Annotated in this window: 23 protein-coding genes; 7 read left to right on the top strand and 16 right to left on the bottom strand. The window is 55.1% G+C overall.

The window, feature by feature from the left end; genetic code table 11:
* From D7M11_RS00005 to D7M11_RS00020, 4 genes are all read right to left on the bottom strand, one after another.
* On the bottom strand, positions 1–1,012 hold a 1,012-nt coding region (locus D7M11_RS00005; protein ID WP_120745099.1), incomplete at its 3' end, for an IS4 family transposase.
* Positions 1,013–1,786: 774 nt separating this feature from the next.
* Positions 1,787–2,368, bottom strand: coding sequence for a nitroreductase family protein (locus tag D7M11_RS00010; protein ID WP_120745100.1), 582 nt, complete (start codon positions 2,366–2,368; stop codon positions 1,787–1,789).
* 43 nt (positions 2,369–2,411) lie between these two features.
* Positions 2,412–3,482 (bottom strand): metallophosphoesterase family protein, encoded by a 1,071-nt coding sequence (locus D7M11_RS00015; RefSeq protein WP_120745101.1) that lies wholly within the window; start codon positions 3,480–3,482, stop codon positions 2,412–2,414.
* Positions 3,483–3,506: 24 nt separating this feature from the next.
* Positions 3,507–4,568: a M20/M25/M40 family metallo-hydrolase gene (locus D7M11_RS00020; protein ID WP_120745102.1), complete on the bottom strand. Its 1,062-nt coding sequence runs from the start codon at positions 4,566–4,568 to the stop codon at positions 3,507–3,509.
* A 201-nt stretch (positions 4,569–4,769) separates the two neighbouring features.
* Here D7M11_RS00020 and D7M11_RS00025 point away from each other — a divergent pair, with 201 nt between their 5' ends.
* The 4 genes from D7M11_RS00025 (at position 4,770) to D7M11_RS00040 (ending at position 6,285) form a co-directional block, all read left to right on the top strand.
* Positions 4,770–5,063, top strand: a complete 294-nt coding sequence (locus tag D7M11_RS00025) for a DUF7167 family protein (protein WP_120745103.1) — start codon at positions 4,770–4,772, stop codon at positions 5,061–5,063.
* Between the two features lie 157 nt (positions 5,064–5,220).
* Positions 5,221–5,691, top strand: coding sequence for an Hsp20/alpha crystallin family protein (locus D7M11_RS00030; protein WP_120745104.1), 471 nt, complete (start codon positions 5,221–5,223; stop codon positions 5,689–5,691).
* Between the two features lie 21 nt (positions 5,692–5,712).
* Entirely contained in the window at positions 5,713–5,907 is a 195-nt protein-coding gene (locus D7M11_RS00035; RefSeq protein ID WP_120745105.1) for a hypothetical protein, read from the top strand.
* Positions 5,908–5,967: 60 nt separating this feature from the next.
* Positions 5,968–6,285 (top strand): hypothetical protein, encoded by a 318-nt coding sequence (locus D7M11_RS00040; RefSeq protein ID WP_120745106.1) that lies wholly within the window; start codon positions 5,968–5,970, stop codon positions 6,283–6,285.
* A 15-nt stretch (positions 6,286–6,300) separates the two neighbouring features.
* Here the strand turns inward: D7M11_RS00040 and D7M11_RS00045 are convergent, their stop codons facing one another.
* The 4 genes from D7M11_RS00045 to D7M11_RS00060 all read right to left on the bottom strand — a co-directional run bounded on the left by D7M11_RS00045 (position 6,301) and on the right by D7M11_RS00060 (position 7,800).
* Positions 6,301–6,519, bottom strand: coding sequence for a double zinc ribbon domain-containing protein (locus D7M11_RS00045; RefSeq protein ID WP_120745107.1), 219 nt, complete (start codon positions 6,517–6,519; stop codon positions 6,301–6,303).
* Positions 6,520–6,650: 131 nt separating this feature from the next.
* The gene (locus tag D7M11_RS00050; RefSeq protein WP_120745108.1) at positions 6,651–7,166 is read right to left on the bottom strand and encodes an Hsp20/alpha crystallin family protein; all 516 of its coding nucleotides are present in this window, start codon (positions 7,164–7,166) and stop codon (positions 6,651–6,653) included.
* 68 nt (positions 7,167–7,234) lie between these two features.
* Entirely contained in the window at positions 7,235–7,492 is a 258-nt protein-coding gene (locus D7M11_RS00055; RefSeq protein ID WP_120745109.1) for a hypothetical protein, read from the bottom strand.
* Positions 7,493–7,509: 17 nt separating this feature from the next.
* Positions 7,510–7,800: a hypothetical protein gene (locus D7M11_RS00060; protein ID WP_193556066.1), complete on the bottom strand. Its 291-nt coding sequence runs from the start codon at positions 7,798–7,800 to the stop codon at positions 7,510–7,512.
* Between the two features lie 91 nt (positions 7,801–7,891).
* On the opposite strand from D7M11_RS00060, the gene D7M11_RS00065 reads away from it, so the two are divergent.
* Entirely contained in the window at positions 7,892–8,395 is a 504-nt protein-coding gene (locus tag D7M11_RS00065) for a hypothetical protein (protein ID WP_205127013.1), read from the top strand.
* Between the two features lie 91 nt (positions 8,396–8,486).
* Positions 8,487–8,834, top strand: a complete 348-nt coding sequence (locus D7M11_RS00070) for a hypothetical protein (protein WP_147433378.1) — start codon at positions 8,487–8,489, stop codon at positions 8,832–8,834.
* A 66-nt stretch (positions 8,835–8,900) separates the two neighbouring features.
* Here D7M11_RS00070 and tatA read toward each other — a convergent pair whose 3' ends face one another.
* The 5 genes from tatA to D7M11_RS00095 all read right to left on the bottom strand — a co-directional run bounded on the left by tatA (position 8,901) and on the right by D7M11_RS00095 (position 12,827).
* Complete coding sequence (gene tatA, locus D7M11_RS00075) at positions 8,901–9,110, bottom strand: twin-arginine translocase TatA/TatE family subunit (protein ID WP_120745113.1); 210 nt, start codon at positions 9,108–9,110, stop codon at positions 8,901–8,903.
* Between the two features lie 127 nt (positions 9,111–9,237).
* A complete protein-coding gene (locus tag D7M11_RS00080) occupies positions 9,238–10,263 on the bottom strand; it encodes a Gfo/Idh/MocA family protein (RefSeq protein ID WP_120745114.1) in 1,026 nt (341 codons plus the stop codon).
* 42 nt (positions 10,264–10,305) lie between these two features.
* Complete coding sequence (locus D7M11_RS00085) at positions 10,306–11,010, bottom strand: PIG-L deacetylase family protein (protein WP_120745115.1); 705 nt, start codon at positions 11,008–11,010, stop codon at positions 10,306–10,308.
* Positions 11,011–11,038: 28 nt separating this feature from the next.
* Positions 11,039–11,989: a sugar phosphate isomerase family gene (locus D7M11_RS00090; protein ID WP_120745116.1), complete on the bottom strand. Its 951-nt coding sequence runs from the start codon at positions 11,987–11,989 to the stop codon at positions 11,039–11,041.
* Positions 11,990–12,014: 25 nt separating this feature from the next.
* On the bottom strand, positions 12,015–12,827 hold the full coding sequence (locus D7M11_RS00095) for a sugar phosphate isomerase/epimerase family protein (protein WP_120745117.1): 813 nt from the start codon (positions 12,825–12,827) through the stop codon (positions 12,015–12,017).
* 187 nt (positions 12,828–13,014) lie between these two features.
* Between D7M11_RS00095 and D7M11_RS00100 the strand changes: the two genes are divergently transcribed.
* Positions 13,015–13,959: an AraC family transcriptional regulator gene (locus D7M11_RS00100; protein WP_120745118.1), complete on the top strand. Its 945-nt coding sequence runs from the start codon at positions 13,015–13,017 to the stop codon at positions 13,957–13,959.
* 79 nt (positions 13,960–14,038) lie between these two features.
* On the opposite strand, the gene D7M11_RS00105 is transcribed toward D7M11_RS00100, so the two are convergent.
* The 3 genes from D7M11_RS00105 to D7M11_RS00115 all read right to left on the bottom strand — a co-directional run bounded on the left by D7M11_RS00105 (position 14,039) and on the right by D7M11_RS00115 (position 18,661).
* Positions 14,039–15,043, bottom strand: coding sequence for a Gfo/Idh/MocA family protein (locus D7M11_RS00105; RefSeq protein WP_193556067.1), 1,005 nt, complete (start codon positions 15,041–15,043; stop codon positions 14,039–14,041).
* Positions 15,044–15,082: 39 nt separating this feature from the next.
* Complete coding sequence (locus tag D7M11_RS00110) at positions 15,083–16,102, bottom strand: Gfo/Idh/MocA family protein (RefSeq protein WP_120745120.1); 1,020 nt, start codon at positions 16,100–16,102, stop codon at positions 15,083–15,085.
* Between the two features lie 234 nt (positions 16,103–16,336).
* Entirely contained in the window at positions 16,337–18,661 is a 2,325-nt protein-coding gene (locus D7M11_RS00115) for a glycosyl hydrolase family 28-related protein (protein ID WP_120745121.1), read from the bottom strand.
* Positions 18,662–18,683: the final 22 nt, after the last annotated feature.

The following is an 18,683-nucleotide window of genomic DNA, read 5'->3' on the forward strand; positions in this document are numbered from 1 at the left end:
AGTTGGACAGTTTGACCAGTAGCATCAGACTGTATGCCAGCAGGCACAGGTACATCGTGTTCCAAAGCGCTTGCGGCTTGTAACTATACAGTTTTACTAGCGCAGCTCGCTGTTTCAACCACTTGAAAAACAGCTCTATGATCCAACGTTTTCGGTAGGTTTCCGCAATATCTTCCGCGCGGAGATCGAACCGGGTCGTAACGACTCGGTACAGCCGGCCTTGTTCATCGCGGTATTCGACCAAGCGAACGGCCCGTTCCATCGAGACAAACGCGCTCCCCAGCCGTACTTTCGCATCGCGGACAACTCGTGAAGTCGGCTCGACGGCGTAGGATTCCAATACGGTGGCCGTATGTTTCTCGTTGACGCGGATGACATAGTGAAGCCCCTGCTGGATCCACTCATCCATACGACGGTATTTCACGTAGCCGCGGTCCATGACGTACAGAACGTCTTTGGCTACGACGAGTTCTGCCGCAACGGTATGATCGCTAACATTCCCGGTGGTTGGAATGATGGCTTCTGGTACGAGCACATCCGGCGAATCTGTGACCAGACGCAAGTGCATTTTCACCATGGTCTGGTACTTGTTGACACGGGCCCATTCACCAAGTCCTGCTGGAATCAGGAGTGTTGTCGAGTCCACGATCGCCAGCTTTTCGGTCATCGGGATCCCGAACCGGGGGCGGGTCAAGTCACGGATGCGTTGGACCGTACGCAGGAGTAGATGCTCCAGCATTTCCGTAGGGATTTGCGGCAATTTCCGAGTGAGCTGCGAGTGACTGATGCTTTCAGCCTTGACCCAGTCTTGCAAAGTCTTTTCCGCCCGAACCGCTTTTTCGATATCTCTCGAAGACTTATGCTCCAACAGGTATGCCGCGATAAACAACCGGATACAGTCTGCCGTCTTCAATTTTTGTTTGTAGGGGTCGAAGATGGAAAGATCGTATTCGTCCAAAGAAAGTAAAGAAAGGTATTTACCAATGACGGTTACATCTGATATGTTATCCATGAGGGTCTCCTTTGTAGGAAGGTATGGATAACGCGCCTACCTTTTTACAATAGGAGATTTTTTTGGTTTGGGCCATGAAAACATCATAATTTAACAGATATAGTAAATACAAGAGATTGTATTTTTCATGTTATCTTCTTTGCAACGCTAGTGTCTTTGAGGCGTCTTATCCTACCTTTACTTGGGCCGTGCGCAGGCATAGCAGTCTTTTAAGACGCTTATTTCGTGACATAATTGCTTTTGGAGCCAGGTACACCGGCTATAGGAGGCTCAAAAGCACTCTATTTTTCCAAAAACACTAGTTTCCGAGGAGATAGAAGGCTCAAAAGGCTTCTATTTGCAAACCTTGCATATGGCGTTAGGCGTGACAAGCCATCGAAAAAACAGGGTCAGTGAAGACTGACCTCTGATCCGCCCCGCTACTTCCCTGCAAAAGCAGGTACACAAAAAGGCTGGACAGAAAACTTTACGTTTTCTCGCCCAGCCTTTTTATTTTGGGACCTTATTCTATAGCCTCACCGATTATTTTCTCCGAAAGCCGCTTGGGAGATCTCCCGTCCGGCGAATCCGGAATACGCGCACATGCCCCCGGAAATTTTCTTCAGTCCACAGTGCCGATCTGGGAAAAGTTTGAGCAAGTTTAGGCATGCCTGAATCCCCCTCCGTCTCTATCAACTTATGATAGAAAACGGAGACGGACTGGACATCCTGCTAGGCTATGAAATTATTATTTTCAAAAAAAAGCGGCAGCCGCGATCGCGAGACATCCGGCTTTTAGCCGTTCGACTCGATCCACACCGTTTTTGGCTGCACCGGGCTTCTGCTCTTCACTGGAAGCGGCAGCTGCGGAACGCCAACATAGACGAACCCTACCAGTTCCTCGCCTTCCTTCAGGCCGAAGGCGCCCCGCATCGTCGGATGATACGCCGGTTCCCCCGTACGCCATACCGCACCGAGACCGAGGGCGTGAGCGGCCAGCAGCATGTTCTGAACAGCGGCATGAACCGCCGCAAGCTCCTCGATCCGAACCGCCTGGGGCTTGTCGCTCGGCGAAACGGCGACCGCGATCACGACAGGCGACCGAAACGCCTTTGCCCCCTGCTTCGTCCGAAATTCCTGCTCATTCGTTAGTGTCCCTGCAGCCATCGCCTGTTCCACCGCTATATCCGCAAAAGCTTTCGCGAGTACATTGCGTCCTTCGCCCGTCATCACGTAAAACCGCCACGGCTCCGTCAAATGATGGCACGGCGCCCAGTTTGCCGCCTCCAGCATTTGTTCGATCCGTTCCTTGTCTACCGGTTCGTCCTTGACGAGCCCGACCGATCTGCGCCCGCGAATCGCCTCGAAAAGTTCCATACCTGACCCAGCTCCCATCCGAAATTTTGTATGATAGAGATCGTTATCTATTTGCGAGCGGCACGGTCCATGCCGCTTCCTTGATCCAGCTGCGTCCGACATACTCTCTGCCGCGGAGCACGACTTTGTCCGCAAATACCTGAACGTAAAGCCCCTGCGCAATGTTATCCGGAACCGGGTTATAGCGTACATCCATGACCCGCCCCACGGACGAATTTTGAAACCAGTGGAACGTTTCCTTCACATAATGCGCCCGGCCGTTATTAAAATCCTGATGATTATGCCCGGAAAATACAAAAACATTGGCATAGGGCTTCAAAATGCTGCGAAACTCCTTGGCGCGGATAAGCGTATGACTGCCCCCGTCCTGGCCGCTCGGCGGAAGCGGCTGATGAATCATGACGAACACTGGCTTGTTATCGGTTCGCCGGGCGAGACGATCTTTCAGCCAGGCCAGCTGTTCGTCCGAGTACCAGGCCCCTTCGCCGACGTTCGGCTTCTCCTGAACGTATGCTTCCTGGGACAGCAGCAAGATCGTATAGTCGTTCACAACCGCTTCCGAATACGGCTTCTCCAGCCGAAACTGCTTCATGAACGCCTCTCTGGAACCGGCGTCGGTCTTGCCGTTCGGCATCGTCTCCTTGCTCCATGCCCCATCCTTGCTGATCCAGATGTTGTAATAGTCGTGGTTGCCCATGTTGGCGTACATCCGCGGCAAATTGTAACGCTTCAGGATGCGGCGAAACTCCTCGTAATCCCGCTCCGTAGCGGATTCGGTAATATCGCCGGTAATCACGATCGTTTCGATTTTCGACTCGAAGGCGAGCATGTCGTCGAGCGTATGGCGAAACTTCTCGCTTTGTTCGGAGGCGCCGCCGTTAATATGCAGGTCGCTCAAGATCATGAACGAAAACAAAGCGCCGGAAGCGTCATTCGGATTGCCGATTGCCGCTACCGCCCCGTCTCCCGGTGCCCCTACTTCATCGGTTGAAGCTAAGCCCGGCTCGGTTCGCCCGGCCTTGCGATCCAGCTTATATTTCCAAATGCCGCCTGCGGTCGCCATCGCCATAACGCCGAAAGCCAGCATTCGTTTGAAAAAAGTCCTTCTGTCCATATCCCGTTCCTCCGCCGGGCGGGCTTACAGCTCGTCGTCCAGCGGGTTCAAATTTTCATGGCCCGTCAGGTGGACGATCATATCCGTCAGCAGCTCAATCTCCTGCTCGATGTCGTTCAGGCTGGCCGTTTCCACGGGCGAGTGCATATAACGCAGCGGCAGCGAGACCAGCGCGATCGGGACGCCCCGGCCGGTGAAGCGCATCATATCCGCATCCGTACCGGTTTTGCGGGGAGTCAGCTCGAGCTGGATCGGGATGCCGGTTCTTTCCGCGCTTTGCGTCAGCAGCCGGTTGATTTTTCGATTGATCGGTGCGCCTTTCGCCAGAACCGGTCCGCCGTCCAGCTTGACCGTTTCGTGCTTGGAGTCCGAGCCGGGATAGTCGGTGGCGAACGTCACGTCGATCGCAATCGCCATCGTAGGCGCGGTGCCTGCGGCTGCGAAGTAGGCGCCGCCCAGATTCGTTTCCTCGTTCACGGTACTGGCTGCGTACACGCCGACCTGCGTCCCCCGCTCCGCTACACGGCGCAGCGTCTCGGCGACGATAAACGCTCCGGTCCGGTTATCCAGGCCGCGGCCGCTGATCCGGTTGCCGAGCAGCAGCTCCGGCTCTCTTTTATAAACAGCCATATCGCCAACTTGGACGATGCCGGCAATCTCTTCCTTCGATTTCGCGCCGCAATCGATGCATAGATCAGAGAACTCGAAATTTTCCTTCAGCCCTCCGTGATGTTGGGCGTTTGCCCCTACGACTCCGGTCAGCCGTCCGCCGTATCCGAGCAGGTCGACCTTCATGCCGACGGCCAGCTTTTGGCTGATGCCGCCAAGCGCATCGACGTATACGAAGCCTTGTTCGTCGATCCGGCTCACGATCAGCCCGATTTCGTCGCAGTGTCCGGCCAGCAGCACCTTGAACGGCGCCTCCGGATTTAGAATGGCGATGGCGTTGCCGGCCATATCGGTGCGTATTTGCTGCGCGAACGGTTTCACGTAATCGATCCATTTGCGCTGAATGGTCCACTCTTGCCCGGACGGGGAAGGCGTGGACAGAAGCTCCATCAAAAACGGTTTGGCCCGATCGTCCATATGTAAACGTTCATCCTTTCTTCTAGGCGGCTATGAAACACCCCGTACTGCCATTATACCGTTTTTCCGCCGCAACCCCTAACCGCAAAACGCCCATACCTGCGCCTCGCAAAAATTAATGGCCGTATCCAGTGGATTCCAGCGCCGCACATTTGGTAATATAGTTGTACATTCCTCTTACAAAAAGGTTGTGACCAACAAATGGGCGTCCGCTTCAATCGCGAATACCGGGATATTATTAAAGATTTCGGAGCCGCTCTGGGACAGATCGACAATTGCCACGAAACATTCGAGATGGAACGAAGCGAATGGGAACAGCTCGGTCGCGAGGAGCAGATCGAATATTTGCAAACGCTCGCCGACGACATTTTTTACGGACTCGGGTCGGAGCCGCTCATCGCGGTCGGCGAAGGCAAGGTGCAGTACGACTCCACCAATCATCTGATACGGGTTTGGACCGATGCCCAGATCGTTCATTTGATCAAGCTGATCTAGGGGATCGGCGAAACTGGCATTGCGCACGACCGGCGCTCCTCGGAGCCGCCGGTCGTTTGATTGTTTCGGGCGAAGCACGATAACGTCATGCACCGGGTACTCGGCTCATACACATATAGGAGAACGCTGACGGTCTTTCGCCGAAAGGAGGCCGCTCATGAGCGAAACTCCCCAGCACTTCTGGAAAAAGCTCCGATCTCAGGCAGATCGCACGCTCGGCGAACAATTTTGGAACGATATTTCCGGCCTGATTCCAAATGCGCAGCCCCGAGCCGACGTCTTCCAAACCGAAGACCGATTTATCGTCGTCATCGAGCTGCCCGGCTGCAAAGTGGACGAATCGGTCAAGTTGTCCGTACAAAAAAATACGCTGCATATTAAAGGCGACATTCCGTACCGTTATCCCGTAGAGGACGATCAACTCCTCGTCTCGGAGCGCTTCTTCGGGCAATTCCACCGCAAAGTTGCGCTTCCGCAAGGAACGTCCGCGGAAGGCATGAGAGCCCGCTATCGGGACGGACTGCTGACGATCGAATTTGTTCGTCAGAAACAGCCGGATACCGTTATCGATATCGCGATCGATACGCTGGATACAGCCCCTGGCAGCGAACCGCAAGACCGCGAATAACAATCGGGAGGAGTGCCGCAGATGGTTCGCATCCGTTTCGATTCCATCAAGATCGACACGATATCGGGCAGCTCGTCTGTCAATAAAGGCTTAAACGTCATAATCGGAAGACGGAGCAGCGAGCAGCGAAACGAAGCGATGGGCTCGGTAGCCGGCAGCGACAATCGGGTCGAATCGGGCCAGTCCGTCGGCCGTACCGGTTCGAAGCGTCCGTAATTGCAGCTCCTTAGGTCTATCCTCCTCTATTCTAAGTCATACGGACAGGAGGCCAGCAGGATGGCAGCAGCATGGTTTTCCCCGAATTTCGTCATCGGCCATATCGAGATCGGCACTGTGGAAGGCGCTTCTTGCGTCAATATGGGGAACAATTTCCCCTCCAACTTTCAGAGCAACAAGAAGCACAACCAAGGCTTCGGCGACGTCAGCGGCAACAACAATCAGCTATCCGGCACGAAGTCGACGCTCGACGACTCGGATTTCCTCGAGTGGATGGCGGGCGGAGAAGCCGGGATGATTCCCGAGCCGGTGCGGCAATGGTTTACTGAGCTCGTCCGCTCCTCTTCGCTGCAAGCCGGGCTGGAGAAAAGCGAGTGAGATGAACAAGGCATTCTACAGCAGCCCCGACTCGCGAAATACGGTCGGCGCCCCGCAGTCCGAGCAGAAAGCGGCATCTTGGCGATTAACCTTCGAGCAGCCCTTATGCAGAGGGCTTCTTTTTTTCGAACATTTGTTGACGAGCGGCGCTCCGCATCTTACGCAATATTTGTCGGCTTTATCCGGCTGGTGCCCGCATCGCACGCACGGATCTTTTTCGCCTGCATCCGCCATCGCATTTCGCCTCCGTACATAGCTGTCGGCATATACTATGCAGCGAAGATGCGGACGGTTTGCCCTGGAAAAGAAAATAGGACCGCCCGGCCCAATAGGCCCCGGCGGTCGCTAGACTGGCTCTGTGACGGTTACTCCCCTTCCATAAAACGGAGCGGTATTTCCTTAACCGGAGGTAGTTCATCCTTTGGCAGCGTGATTTCGATAATCTGCTTTTTGCACAGCGCCTTGGCGCCGTCGATACGGACCGGCATCGGAAGCTTCACCGTTTTGTCTTCCCCATCCGGCAAACCGGTCACCTTGACCTCGGTGGTGGAGGCAACAATGCGAACCGTTCTCGGATTCGTTTCCGAGGACAAGCGGATTCTGACAATCAAGCTGCGGTGCGTCTCGAATACATTATAAGTAAAAGAAGACGTCTTGGACGTAAACGGCTGAACCGGCTGGGAAGGTACGGCCGATGCTCCGGGCGCGGTATCGACGAGTATGCTTTTCACATACCGATCGAGCCACGGAATCGACCCGGTCCCGTTTTCGTTAATTACCTGCTTCCACCCGGCCCCGCCGAAAAAACTGTTCTGGAACTGCTCCCAATTGAATACCCCCGGGCCCTGACCGGGAGAAGCCTCCTCATCGCTGCCTCCCACGGGAATCCCTCCTATTCGTTCTCATTTGCGGCAGTTGGAGTCGCCGCCGCCTTCCAGCCTGGGCAAGCTTAGGAAGCTTTGGCGACTTTGCCCGCGCTGAGGAAGATGTCGCGATCGTCGACCGGCATATCGATCAGGTCGTCATCATAGAAGACGTTAATATTTCCCGATACGGTTCCGTTCTCGACGCCTTGGATACTTGCGTTTGTTTTGTTATGCGAGCTCCAGCCGTACTGCAAGTTCGTACCGACGAAAATGCCGGAGTTCGGACCGATCGAGTTGACCACAATTTTGTCGAACTGCACGAGAAATTTCGTGTCCAGCATGACGGCAGCCCCTCCCGTTACGATTGTATGCTCGGTCCTCCGTCTCGCTCGAAGCCGTCCAGGATGAGCGTATCCAGGAAATCGTTGTCCGAGAACAGGAACAAATTGCCCGCAATGCTGTCTACACTGCCGAACGCGATATTATTTTGTCCGCTCGCAGTCTGGTTTTTATTGTGAGAATCCCAGCCCGGCGCCGACGCTTCCCCGACGAATACGGCTCCGTTCGGACCTTGGCTGTTCACGTAAATCCCGTTGAATATAATCGTACCCGGCACATGTGTCCCCTCCAGTCCGTCGTAATAAACCATATATATGCCGTACGCAAGGTGTCCTATTCGCCTTTCGGAACACGGAACGAATGCTTGGAGAGGCTCGCCCATATAATGTACGAGACGGGTTATGAAACCGGAAGAGCGAGGTATGGTCATGATCAATTGGTCGCCGAGACGCGAGAGCGCTCCATCCGTTTCCCGGTCTGCGGAGGAAACGATCCGGCTGGAGCGGAAAATCGAACAGATGGAGCAGACGATGCAGCAGCTTGCGAAGGAAATGAAGAAGCAAAGCGTCGTCGTGCAGCAGCTCCACGTCCACAATCCGGTCGTAGAAAACGTGACGTTCCGCCTCGATGCGCTCGATATCGAGGAATTGAGCGGTTCTCTCAATTTGGGCAACAACTTCGATGTGAACTTCGATCCGAACTCGTTATTCAAGGGGGCGGGGCACAAAGACGGCAAGGCGAAACAAGAAGGCGGCAGGGACGCAAAGGCGGCGGGAAGACCGAAAACGGCCGGGCAAACAGCCGAACCTGCATCCACTGCGACGGATGATTCCGCCGTGGAGCTTAAACGAACCGAGACGGGCTACTCATTCAGAGCGTCCCCTCCCCCATCCGCCAAGCGATAGCTTCCGCCCAACCCGATCGATTCGGCGCTGCGTATACTTTACAATAGCTTACGGGTCTTATCCCGAAACGGACATAAAGGGGCAAGAACCATTGGCACAGTCCTCAATTATAGTGAAGCAAATCCGCGTCGATCAGATGGGGTCGAACAGCGGCGTTTTTGTAGGAAACAACAACGCCTCGTTCTGGGGATCGTTTGCCAAAACGCAAACAGGACAGCAGATTTCGAACGGAACCTCCACGCGCAACCGGTATTATTTCAGTGACCGGGACGTCGTTGACATAATTGCGATCGGACCGGCCGTAATCGGGAAACGTTCCGTAGCCCGGAAACAGACCGCCTCGCCGAGCCGGGAGCAGCTCAGCGTACCTGGAAAGGCCCGCCCCCTTCTACGCCAGAAGCGAAAACGAAGGAAGCGAGGTAGCGCTTACAAAATATAGAAAGACCGAATTCGTCGGTAGACAAATTCGGTCATCTATACGGACTGCGCTGTCCTGGCGGACTGGTCAGTTGATCGACTTGCGTTCTGTCTCGCGCTTGCCTTCGGCAGCGTTCGTTTCCTCTGCTTCAGCGATCATTTGACGGCTTCCTTTGCGGAATTCGCGGAACGTATCCCCTACGGCACGTCCCAGCTGAGGGAGCTTGGATGGTCCAAAAAGCAGCAAGGCAATGAGGATGACCAGGATAAGTCCGGTCCAGCCAATATTAAACGGCATGCGATTCCCTCCTTTGGTTAATTCTCCTCTTAACCATAACAGACAGCCCGCCCATGAGCAATCCCCCGGGCGGGTCATCTTTCGTTTTTTTGTATGTTTTTTCGGTTAAAGCTTACGTAAACTTGCCTTACGCGATATCGACAAGCACGCCGCCCGACAACGCGGAACGGGCTTCCGCTTCGGCGATCGTCAGCGTAGCGAGCGTGTCGTATGGTGTCGCACGCTCGATCGGACGGTTTTGCATAATCGCCTCGGCGAAATATTTGATTTCGCGGTAATAACCGGAATCGGCGGACAGCTCGGGTACGAACGACTTGCCGTCCATCGGATTGTCGCGCAATACGCGTTTTTCATAGATGAGATTGCCTTTTTCGAAATTAACCCGGAACGACATTTCGAAGCCGAAATCTCCGGTCAGCGCCCGGTCGCATTGCGAGCTGACGATTTTCCGGTCCGGATACGAATAATTCGTAGAAATGATGTCGAACGAACTGCCCGGCAGCACGTCGCGGGCGAAGGTGGATACCGATTGCGGCTTGCCGAACAGCCAGTTAATCATATCGATATCGTGAATATGCAGATCGAACAGGCCGCCGCCGCTCGTTTCCTTGCGCACCATCCAGTCGTTAAACGTCCATTTCGGCGGATGCCCGCCCCGGAAAAAATGTGCGGACAACACACTGCCGTAACGGCCGCTATCGACCGTTTCCTTCAAATATTCGTATTCCGGCCAGAAACGAAGCACCTGAGCGATCATCAGCTTTTTGCCGCTCCGCAACGCCGCCTCGATCATGTGCTGTCCTTCGTCCGTGTGCAGCGCCATCGGCTTCTCGCAGAGCACGTGAATGCCGCGATCCATCGCTTTCACTGTCATCTCCGCATGCAGATGGGTCGGCATCGAAATATCGACGATATCGAACTGTTCGTTTTCCAGCATTTGGTCGAAGTTGTGATACTGCTTATAACCTGACAAATCCAGGTCGCTTCCGGCCGACGCAATGTTGCCCGGCGTGAAGATGCCCTGAAATTTTTGCTCATCGGTATCGCAAATCGCCGTAACTTGAATCGGAAATCCTTCCGCTTCCAGCCTCTTGTAATTCGTCAAATGCGTTCGGCCCATAAATCCGAGCCCAACCAAGCCCACTTTCAGCATCGCCGTTCTCTCCCCTGCGTAAAATGTTGCCGCCCTGTCAGATCAAACCGGAAAGCGGACGGCGTTCGGTCTCGTCCAGACGAGATGCTGGACGAATCCTTCCGCATACTTGCAGCCCGCCTGTATGCCTCTCGTCTTGCCCAGCGTACGGACGAAATCGACGATGTCCACGTTATCGTGCTCCTTCAGCCAGACGAGCTGGCTCTGATGCTTGCTCAGCATATCCAGCTTCGTATCCAGATGATCGGTCACATCGACGTAAAAGGTAGGCTCGAAGCCGAGTCCGGACAAGTTGTCCATATAATACAGGCCGGGAACTTTCTCCGCAGCCGGATTGTTCGTCTTAAACCACGGCAGCGTAGCGAAAAACGTCGCGTGAAACACGAGCTGGCTGACCGCGATATGGTCCGGCATATAATCGTTCGGCGCATGCGTAATGACGATATCCGGCTTCGCATACCGGACGAGATCGATGAAGATCATCCGGTTTTCCTGATTTTCCGCGATAATTTCCCCGTCGCCGAAGCCGAGCGAGATCACTTCGCTGCCGATAACACTGCCGGCCTCCTGAGCTTCCTTGCGGCGAATTTCCGTAAGCTCCTCGGGCGGTATCGTATAATGGCCCTTATCGCCCTTGCACGCGTGGCAAATGACGATGTGATGGCCGGCCTGCTTCAACTTGGACAACGTTCCCGCGCAAGAAATCTCGATATCGTCGGGATGGGCGCCAACGGCCAAAATGTTCATCTATAGCTGCTCCTTTCGCAATGGAAAATCAGTTCAGTTCAGGCTCCAGCGGCCCGGCCAGCTCGCCGAGGAAAAACAGCTTCCCGGGGATCGTCGGCATATAGCTCGATGGCACCCAAGGATCGGGACCATACCTCAGTGTCGTAAGCAGCGACATGCCCTGCCACATCATGCCGCGCCCGAGCGCGCCGTCAGCGCCGCCGATCGCATAATCGGCCTGCAGGAACAGTCCCGGACCGATCGTATTTGCGTAGCACGGAACAAGCGTCGTGCGGCTTTTGAAGCTCGTGATCGCATTTTGCTCGATCGTCAGCGGGTGCAGCTTCGCCGCAATCCGGTGCGTGTCCGAGCGCCATTCGGCTTCAGTTGCGTATTCCCCGGCAAAGTGCGGCTCCCAAAAGGCGATATGGAACACGCGGCCGATGCCGTAAACGACAGCGAGCTTGGCGCCTTCGCTTTTCAGCTTGGCGATTTTCTCCCCGTAGGTCGGCAAGTTTTCCTTCGTGGCAAAATTGCGCTGCGCTTCGGGAACGGTCAGGTCGCCGAGTTGGTTGTAGAAGCTGTTTTCCATGGCGTATTGGAACGCGCCCGGGTTCGAGGCCGGCAGCGTGTTGCCTTCGGCGTCGCTCCATTCGTCCATATTGAAGCCGGACACATGGGAAGCGCTCACGTTCCACGCTTTCAGGAAGTAAACCGTCCACTTGTACATACCCATCGGGCCGACCGGCAAAATAAGCGCCAGCTTCTCGCCGCGATCTCTCGTTTGCTTGATAAGCAGCGCGATTTCATGGCCCATAAACGTATCGAACTGCTCGAGGCTCGTGCATGGGATCGGCTGAAAGCCGTCATTCCAGTGCGCCTCCCGATTCAACGCCTCTTGCGGCGATACGGACGCGCAGCGGTCGATTTTGTTCAGATCCCAGCCGGACGGAAAAAACGACTCCATCAGCGAACCTTTGATCGTCGTGAACAGATTCATGCTCGTTCTCCTCCTAACGCGGCGGCTATGCCAGCCACTTGTTCAAGTTGTCGATGGTGGCGCGGATGTCGCGCGCCTGCTCGTCGCCCGCTATTTCGCGCTCGATGATCAGCTCGCCGTCGTATCCGATCGAGCGAAGCTTCGCCAGAAACTCGGGAAAACGCACCTTGCCGGTGCCGACCAGCACTTCCTTGCCCAGCAAATCGCCGTTCGTCGGATACAGCCCGTCCTTCACATGGACGTTGCGGACATAAGACCCGATGACGTCCAACGCGTCGATCGGATTGCCTTTGCCGTATAAAATGAGGTTGGCAGGGTCCAAATTAATGCCCAGATTAGACGTGCCTACCCGCTCAATCGTCCGCAGCAGCACAACCGGCGTTTCCTGACCGGTTTCGAACCAGAAGCCGAGACCGAGCTTCTCGCAATAAGCGGCGACTTCCCGGATCGCGGCGACGACACCTTCGTAATTCGGATCGGTCATATTTTCCGGGATGAAGCCGCAGTGCGTCACGAGCGCCGGAGCTCCGACCCGCTTGGCGAAATCGGCCCAGTTTTTAAGCGTTTGCACGCGCTCCTCGCGATACTGCTCCGGAACGAGGCCGAGCGTAACCGGCCCTTCCGTGAAGTTCCATTTGCCCGGCCCCGCTACCCAGCCCCACATGGCACAGATGCGAACGCCGTGCGCTTGCGATTCGCGAAGCACATTGTCCGCGATTTCCGTCGTGCACAGCGCCGGCTCCCAGCCGATCAATTGGCAGACGTTTACGCCGAACTGGCTTACATGCTCGAAGCAATTTCCGTTATTTTTTAGTATATTGACGACACCGATCTCCATCTTTGTGCCCTCGCTTTCTGTGACGTTTTACAAGTTCATCATAACGTGGATTCCGGGGTCGATCTTTAGACGATGAAACGACTTTTTTGCACCCTCTTTTGCACAATCGTTCGTAAAATTTGCATTTTCACCTGATCCGGCCCAAAGCGCATAATGGCCGAAAGGATTTTTCGACCTCTTTGTTGAAATGAAGACGAAACTAAAAGTTTCCGAGCAGAAAGGGCGATTGTCGGCTATGCGATTCCCCCGATACGAAATACGCGAAGACATCCTTATTCGCAAGCTAATCTCGTGCCACTATTTCGAGCTGTCCAAAAATTACAAATACGCGGGAGAGAAACACGACTTCTGGGAAATTTTTTACGTGGACAAGGGCGAGATCGCGATCGACACGGACTTCGGTCATTTTAACCTGAAGCAAGGCGACCTGCTCTTTCATGAGCCGAATGAATTCCATAGTCCGAAGAGCAACGGCAAAATATCGCCGAACGTGTTCATCGTCACCTTCGAATGCGAATCCGAGCCGATGTCGTTCTTTTTGCGCAACAAGCTGTTCCATCTGAACGAAAAAGAAAAATCCGTGCTCGCTCATATGATGGAGGAAGGCTGGAACTCGTTCGCGACCCCTCCGCTCGGCAGCGGCCGGATCTTGTCTCCGCGCGAAAACGCCCCGTTCGGCTGCGAGCAGCTGTTCAAGGTGCATCTGGAAACGCTGCTTATCCACCTGATCCGCGCCGGTAACGAAGCTCAGACCGTTTCGCCTCCGCCGGTGCCGCGAGAGGGCCAGGAAAGCGGCCTCGCCGACAGGGTGATCCAATATATGAACGAGCACTTGGGCGACAACCTGACCTTGGACGATTTATGCGACCATTTCGCCATCGGCCGGACCCAGATCAGCATCATGTTCAAAAAAAGAGTCGGCTGCGGCGTCATCGAATATATGAACACGCTTAAGATCGACCGGGCGAAAACGTATATCCGCGAGGACGTATTCAACTTGACGGAAATTTCCGAGCTGCTCGGCTACAGCAGCGTCCATTACTTCTCGCGGCATTTCAAGAAATCGACCGGCATGACGCCTTCGGAATATGCGAAGACGTTGTCCGGCGGTTATACGCGCGTTACGAAATGAATGATAGCTGTGAAACATCAAAGCCTCCCTATCCAAACAAACGTTTGGAAAAGGAGGCTTTATGTATCGGACCGCTAGATTATCCGAATAAAATTTCGCGATGGCTGCGCTGCGATTCGTAGGTGCCGAGAATAATTTCGAGCGAATGCTTGCCGTCGCGGCCGGTGACGACAGGCTGGCGATCGTGCAGCACGGCGAGCGCCATATCGCGAATCTGCGCGGCATGGCCGTCGGGTACGACTGCAAACGGCTCGAAGGCCGGAATCTCGACCTGTTCCCCGAGTATATCGAGCGTAGTTATGTCATCGCCCGTCAGGATCACGGTTCCTTTATCGCCATGCAGCACGATCCGGTGCTCCGGCTGTTTGTAGGCGGTTGTAGTCGCTTCTATCGAGCCTAGCGCCCCAGATTGGAATTGCAGCGAGACGACCGCCGTATCCTCCACCTCGATGTCGCGCAGAACGTGCTGCGCATAACCGTGCAGCGAATCGACGGGGCCGGCCAGCCACTGAAGCAGATCGACTGTATGAATGCCTTGATTCATCATCGCGCCGCCGCCATCCATCGCCCATGTGCCGCGCCAGCCTGCGCTGTCATAATAAGCCTGATCGCGGTAAAATTTGACGTAACCCGAACACAGGCTCAGCTTGCCCAGCCGCCCTTCTTCCACCAGCTTCTTGACGAATTGCGACGACGGAGACATCCGGCGCGGAAAAATGGTTGCCAGCTTGACGCCGATTACCTCGCATGCCTCGACCATGCGTTCGGCATCGTGCAGCTGGGTCGCCATCGGCTTTTCGCAGACGATATGTTTGCCCGCCTCCGCGGCTTGAATCGTTTGATCCGCGTGCATGCCGCTTGGCGTACACAGACAGACTACATCGATGTCCGGATCGGCCAGCAGCTTCGCGTAATCGGAATACGCTTTGACGCCGTACTTCGCTCCATATTCCTCGGCCCGCTTCTCATTAACATCGCAAACGGCTGCCAGCTCGGCTTCCGGCGCCCGCTCAATTCCGATAAAATGGCTGCCGGATATGCCCCCGCAGCCGACAACGGCAAAACGCACTTTGCGTTCGCTCATGCTCATCCTCACCCTTCGCTTCTGATCCGTTCTACATGATTAATAACACTTATCTTTAACTGTATTAATAATAGTCGCCTTTTCATCGGCTTCAACGGAGGCTCGGCACGTTTGCAAAATATCGTGATGTGTCAATATCGAATGTTTCCCCTGGATACGGTCGATAAAGTCTCCGGTTACCGTGCTCGAAAGCGCGGTCGTCTCCACCCGGACGAACGGCTCGTCGTGCGTAATCTGGAAAAACAGTTCTTCGTTCGTACCGCAAGAAGGATCGCCGCTGAGGCGAAGCTCCGCGGCCCCCGACGTCCCCGTCACGAACAGGCGGCCGTCTCCCCACGTCCAGCTTTTGTCCGGCGTATGCCAGTCCGTATACAGTTGAGCCATTGTTCCGCCGGTGAGCAGCACCTGCGCGCACGCCGTATCGTAGAAGCTCGGATATTCCGGCAGGATGTTTTTCGCCAGCAAGCTCTGGATCGAAGCGATCTCCTGACCGGTAAGCCAGCGCAGCAGATCGAAGTCGTGTACGAACAAGTCGATCATCAGGCCGCCGTTCTGCTCCTTGGAGAAATGCCAGGCGTGACGCGATGCCGGCGACAGCTTATGCGGCTTACGCATCGTAATGCTGACGATGCGGCCGAGACGGCCCGACTCGATCGTTTGCTTAAGGGCGGCGATCGCGGGACGAAAACGTTCCGTAAGCAACATGCCGATCTGGATATGCCCGCGAGCGAACACCTGCTCCAGCCTCTCCAGCCCGCTTCTGCTCGTCACGATCGGCTTGTCGAGCATAATATGCTTGCCGTGGCGCTCGCACCATTCGATGACGTCGATCTTCTCCCTATTGATCGCCGACGAGCCGATGATGGGTATGGAATCGTCCTGCAGCACCTCCGCGCTCCGCAGCAGCGGGATGCCGTACTGCTCGGACAACCGCTTTGCCAGCGCATTTTCCTCCCGATCGTATATGCCGGCGCATTCCGCGCCAAGCGCCGTCATCTCGCCGATAAAAGCAGCGATATGCCCGTGCTGGCAACCGTAAATGCCAAATCGCATTGCCATATGCCGTTGTCCCCCATAGTTCCATGATGTTGACCGCCAGCAGCGCAAGCCGCGCGCATACAGTCTCTCATCCTCATGATACAGCAAGGCGAGCGGCAAAAGATTTAGCGGATTGGCCGAACATTTTGCACCCGTATTTGGACAATCATTCGATAAATTTGCATTTACTTTCGCTTCGCGGACAAATAAAAGAAACGGCCCGCTCGAAGCGAAAGCCGTTTGTTTGCCAAGCGCTCAGCTCATAATGCCGTAATTGCGAAGCAACTGCTTCAGCAAGTTCACTTCTGTCTCCAACTGCCCAAGCGTCGAACCGCTCGTATCGGCGATTCCGGGCAGCGTCCCGATCGACGCAAACGTTGCGAAGGACGGCGGGGCATACGTTACCGGGCTTGCGGAAGGAACGTCGGACGTGAGATTCGCATTCAGCCTCACCTGATTGCCGGATATACGCACGATTCGTCTCAACTGGTTGCCCGTCTGGATGCGAACCCACATCTCCGGCTTTAGCGCGGATGAATCGTTTACGTTTATATACGGCGTGTTTATCGCTCCTGTCGCCGTAACCCCAGTCAGCGTGCCGGCCGTTCCGGTCGCCGTCACCTTGTATCCGGCGGGCGACTGTCCCGACGTTACGGCAAGTCCCGTATATAGCACGATTTCGCCTTGATTAAACGTGCCCGACATCGGCGGGAAGGACGCGCTCGTTTTAATGGATGGCAGATCGGTCGTCACCGACGGGCTGACGCTGAACCAAAGTCCGCCTTGTTTCGAGGTAATCAGATTGTTCGTAACGGATACATTCGTAAAGGTCCCGTCGAAGTCGTTGACTCGGATCGAGAACAGTCCCTTCGCCTGATCGTACGTATCGGAGATGAAATTGCCGGTAACGACGGCGCCGTCGACCGTCGAGCGGAGCAGGATGCCGGCCCGATACAGTTCGCTGGGAGCCGGATAATGGCCACTGTTCATAATCGAGTTGCCGGTAATCTGGATATTGCGGGCTTTGCCGATTTTGCTGTTGCTTCCGATACGTATGCCCGCGGCGGGAGCGTTTCGGATCAGGTTGTTGCTAATGACTACGTTTAAGATATCGTTCTCTTTCACGAGACCGATACCGTAGCCGAGATCATTGAAGCCGGAGCGGACCGTGAATTCCTCCTGAAATACGATCGTGTTGCCGGTAATCGTAATGTTCTCAAAGGCTCCGGTTTCGGTCGCGCCTCCCGCACTCGATATCCCCGTTGTCGTATACCGCTGATGAACCGTATTGGCGAGATAAATCGTATTGCCGCTGACCGTTACGTTGCGGAGCGGATACGTTTTCCACGGCCACAGCTGAATGCCCTGATTCGCATTGCTGAACGTATTGTCCGCTATCGTCATATCGGCGTGCTCGACCGATACGCCATTCGCCTGGGCGTTGACGCCCGTATAATAACCATCGCTGACGTTGTTCGTTACGACGCTTTGTCCCCCGTGCGTTTCGATCGCCCCGCGCGCCTTTTGCCCCGGCCCGGCATAGAACAGGCAGTTCGTCACCGTATGGTTTTGCCCGTTCAAATAAATCGCGGAGTTGTCATAGGCCGGATCTCCCTTAGCCATGACGAAATGGAACCGGCAGTTCGTGATCGTCGCATTTTTGCCCCGCTCGTTGTTCAGCGTAATCGTATTGACGCCGCACGTCGGATCGAACGTGACGTTATCGACGGCGATATTCTCGTAGTTGTACAAAGCGACGACAAATTGCCAATAGTAGCTGTCAGTGCGCGTCAAGTTAATATTACATGTCGTATTATTTTGCGGATTTTGGTCGACGCGCAAATTCGCGATACGCACATTTTTGAGCGGAACGCCGGAGTTTGCGGAGCCGAACATCATCCCGTAATCGCCGGCATTGTCCTTCACCTTGACGATCGAAGCGGTGCCTTCGCCGAGCAGGTGAACATCGTTTCGCAGGTTGATCTTCGTACTGCCGGAAGGAGAGACGATATACGTCCCCTTCGGAAAATAAACCGTTCCGCCTCCGTTTGCGCTTGCCGCATCGATCGTTTTTTGGATGGTGGACATGTCGTCGGTTGTTCCGTCTCCCTTGGCGCCGAACCATTTCACGTTCCAATACGGAACTTCCATCAGCCGCTTCAAACGGGCGCCGGATGCGGCGACGACCACCGTCCCCGTATTGTCCGCCGATAACGTATCGAGCAGGTCGCACTTAAAGTGGCCTTCCTGTCCTTTATCGGTCACGAGATACACATAATCCGGCTCTGGGGCCGTCATCGCCCGCAGTTCCGCTATCGTCGTAGCGATAACATACTCGAGCGCCGTCAAACTGTCCACTTGTCCTGCGATGCCCCCGCGGTTGCCCGCCCCATAAACGGCGCCGGATACGTTCTCGCCGCCTTTCGCCGCATTTCCTACGGCCCCGTACAACAAGGCGGCCGCTCCGGCCATACCGGCCGAGAGAAGCAATTTTCGCCGGCTGATCGCCTGTTGTTCCGCGTTCCCGCTCCGAGCCTGCTCCGTTTCGCTTTTGGTCTGGATCTGTTCCTTGTCCATCATCGATTCCCTCCCTTTAATGTGT

This window comes from Paenibacillus ginsengarvi (assembly GCF_003626695.1).
Taxonomy (GTDB): domain Bacteria; phylum Bacillota; class Bacilli; order Paenibacillales; family NBRC-103111; genus Paenibacillus_AB; species Paenibacillus_AB ginsengarvi.

Coding starts and splice junctions, on each gene's coding strand:
- D7M11_RS00010 (WP_120745100.1), bottom strand. CDS start 2,368: ATGGAACTTTTCGAGGCGATTCGCGGGCGCAGATCGGTCGGGCTCGTC.
- D7M11_RS00015 (WP_120745101.1), bottom strand. CDS start 3,482: ATGGACAGAAGGACTTTTTTCAAACGAATGCTGGCTTTCGGCGTTATG.
- D7M11_RS00020 (WP_120745102.1), bottom strand. CDS start 4,568: ATGGACGATCGGGCCAAACCGTTTTTGATGGAGCTTCTGTCCACGCCT.
- D7M11_RS00025 (WP_120745103.1), top strand. CDS start 4,770: ATGGGCGTCCGCTTCAATCGCGAATACCGGGATATTATTAAAGATTTC.
- D7M11_RS00030 (WP_120745104.1), top strand. CDS start 5,221: ATGAGCGAAACTCCCCAGCACTTCTGGAAAAAGCTCCGATCTCAGGCA.
- D7M11_RS00035 (WP_120745105.1), top strand. CDS start 5,713: ATGGTTCGCATCCGTTTCGATTCCATCAAGATCGACACGATATCGGGC.
- D7M11_RS00040 (WP_120745106.1), top strand. CDS start 5,968: ATGGCAGCAGCATGGTTTTCCCCGAATTTCGTCATCGGCCATATCGAG.
- D7M11_RS00045 (WP_120745107.1), bottom strand. CDS start 6,519: ATGGCGGATGCAGGCGAAAAAGATCCGTGCGTGCGATGCGGGCACCAG.
- D7M11_RS00055 (WP_120745109.1), bottom strand. CDS start 7,492: ATGCTGGACACGAAATTTCTCGTGCAGTTCGACAAAATTGTGGTCAAC.
- D7M11_RS00060 (WP_193556066.1), bottom strand. CDS start 7,800: ATGGTTTATTACGACGGACTGGAGGGGACACATGTGCCGGGTACGATT.
- D7M11_RS00065 (WP_205127013.1), top strand. CDS start 7,892: ATGAAACCGGAAGAGCGAGGTATGGTCATGATCAATTGGTCGCCGAGA.
- tatA (WP_120745113.1), bottom strand. CDS start 9,110: ATGCCGTTTAATATTGGCTGGACCGGACTTATCCTGGTCATCCTCATT.
- D7M11_RS00080 (WP_120745114.1), bottom strand. CDS start 10,263: ATGCTGAAAGTGGGCTTGGTTGGGCTCGGATTTATGGGCCGAACGCAT.
- D7M11_RS00085 (WP_120745115.1), bottom strand. CDS start 11,010: ATGAACATTTTGGCCGTTGGCGCCCATCCCGACGATATCGAGATTTCT.
- D7M11_RS00090 (WP_120745116.1), bottom strand. CDS start 11,989: ATGAATCTGTTCACGACGATCAAAGGTTCGCTGATGGAGTCGTTTTTT.
- D7M11_RS00095 (WP_120745117.1), bottom strand. CDS start 12,827: ATGGAGATCGGTGTCGTCAATATACTAAAAAATAACGGAAATTGCTTC.
- D7M11_RS00100 (WP_120745118.1), top strand. CDS start 13,015: ATGAAGACGAAACTAAAAGTTTCCGAGCAGAAAGGGCGATTGTCGGCT.
- D7M11_RS00105 (WP_193556067.1), bottom strand. CDS start 15,043: ATGAGCGAACGCAAAGTGCGTTTTGCCGTTGTCGGCTGCGGGGGCATA.
- D7M11_RS00110 (WP_120745120.1), bottom strand. CDS start 16,102: ATGGCAATGCGATTTGGCATTTACGGTTGCCAGCACGGGCATATCGCT.
- D7M11_RS00115 (WP_120745121.1), bottom strand. CDS start 18,661: ATGATGGACAAGGAACAGATCCAGACCAAAAGCGAAACGGAGCAGGCT.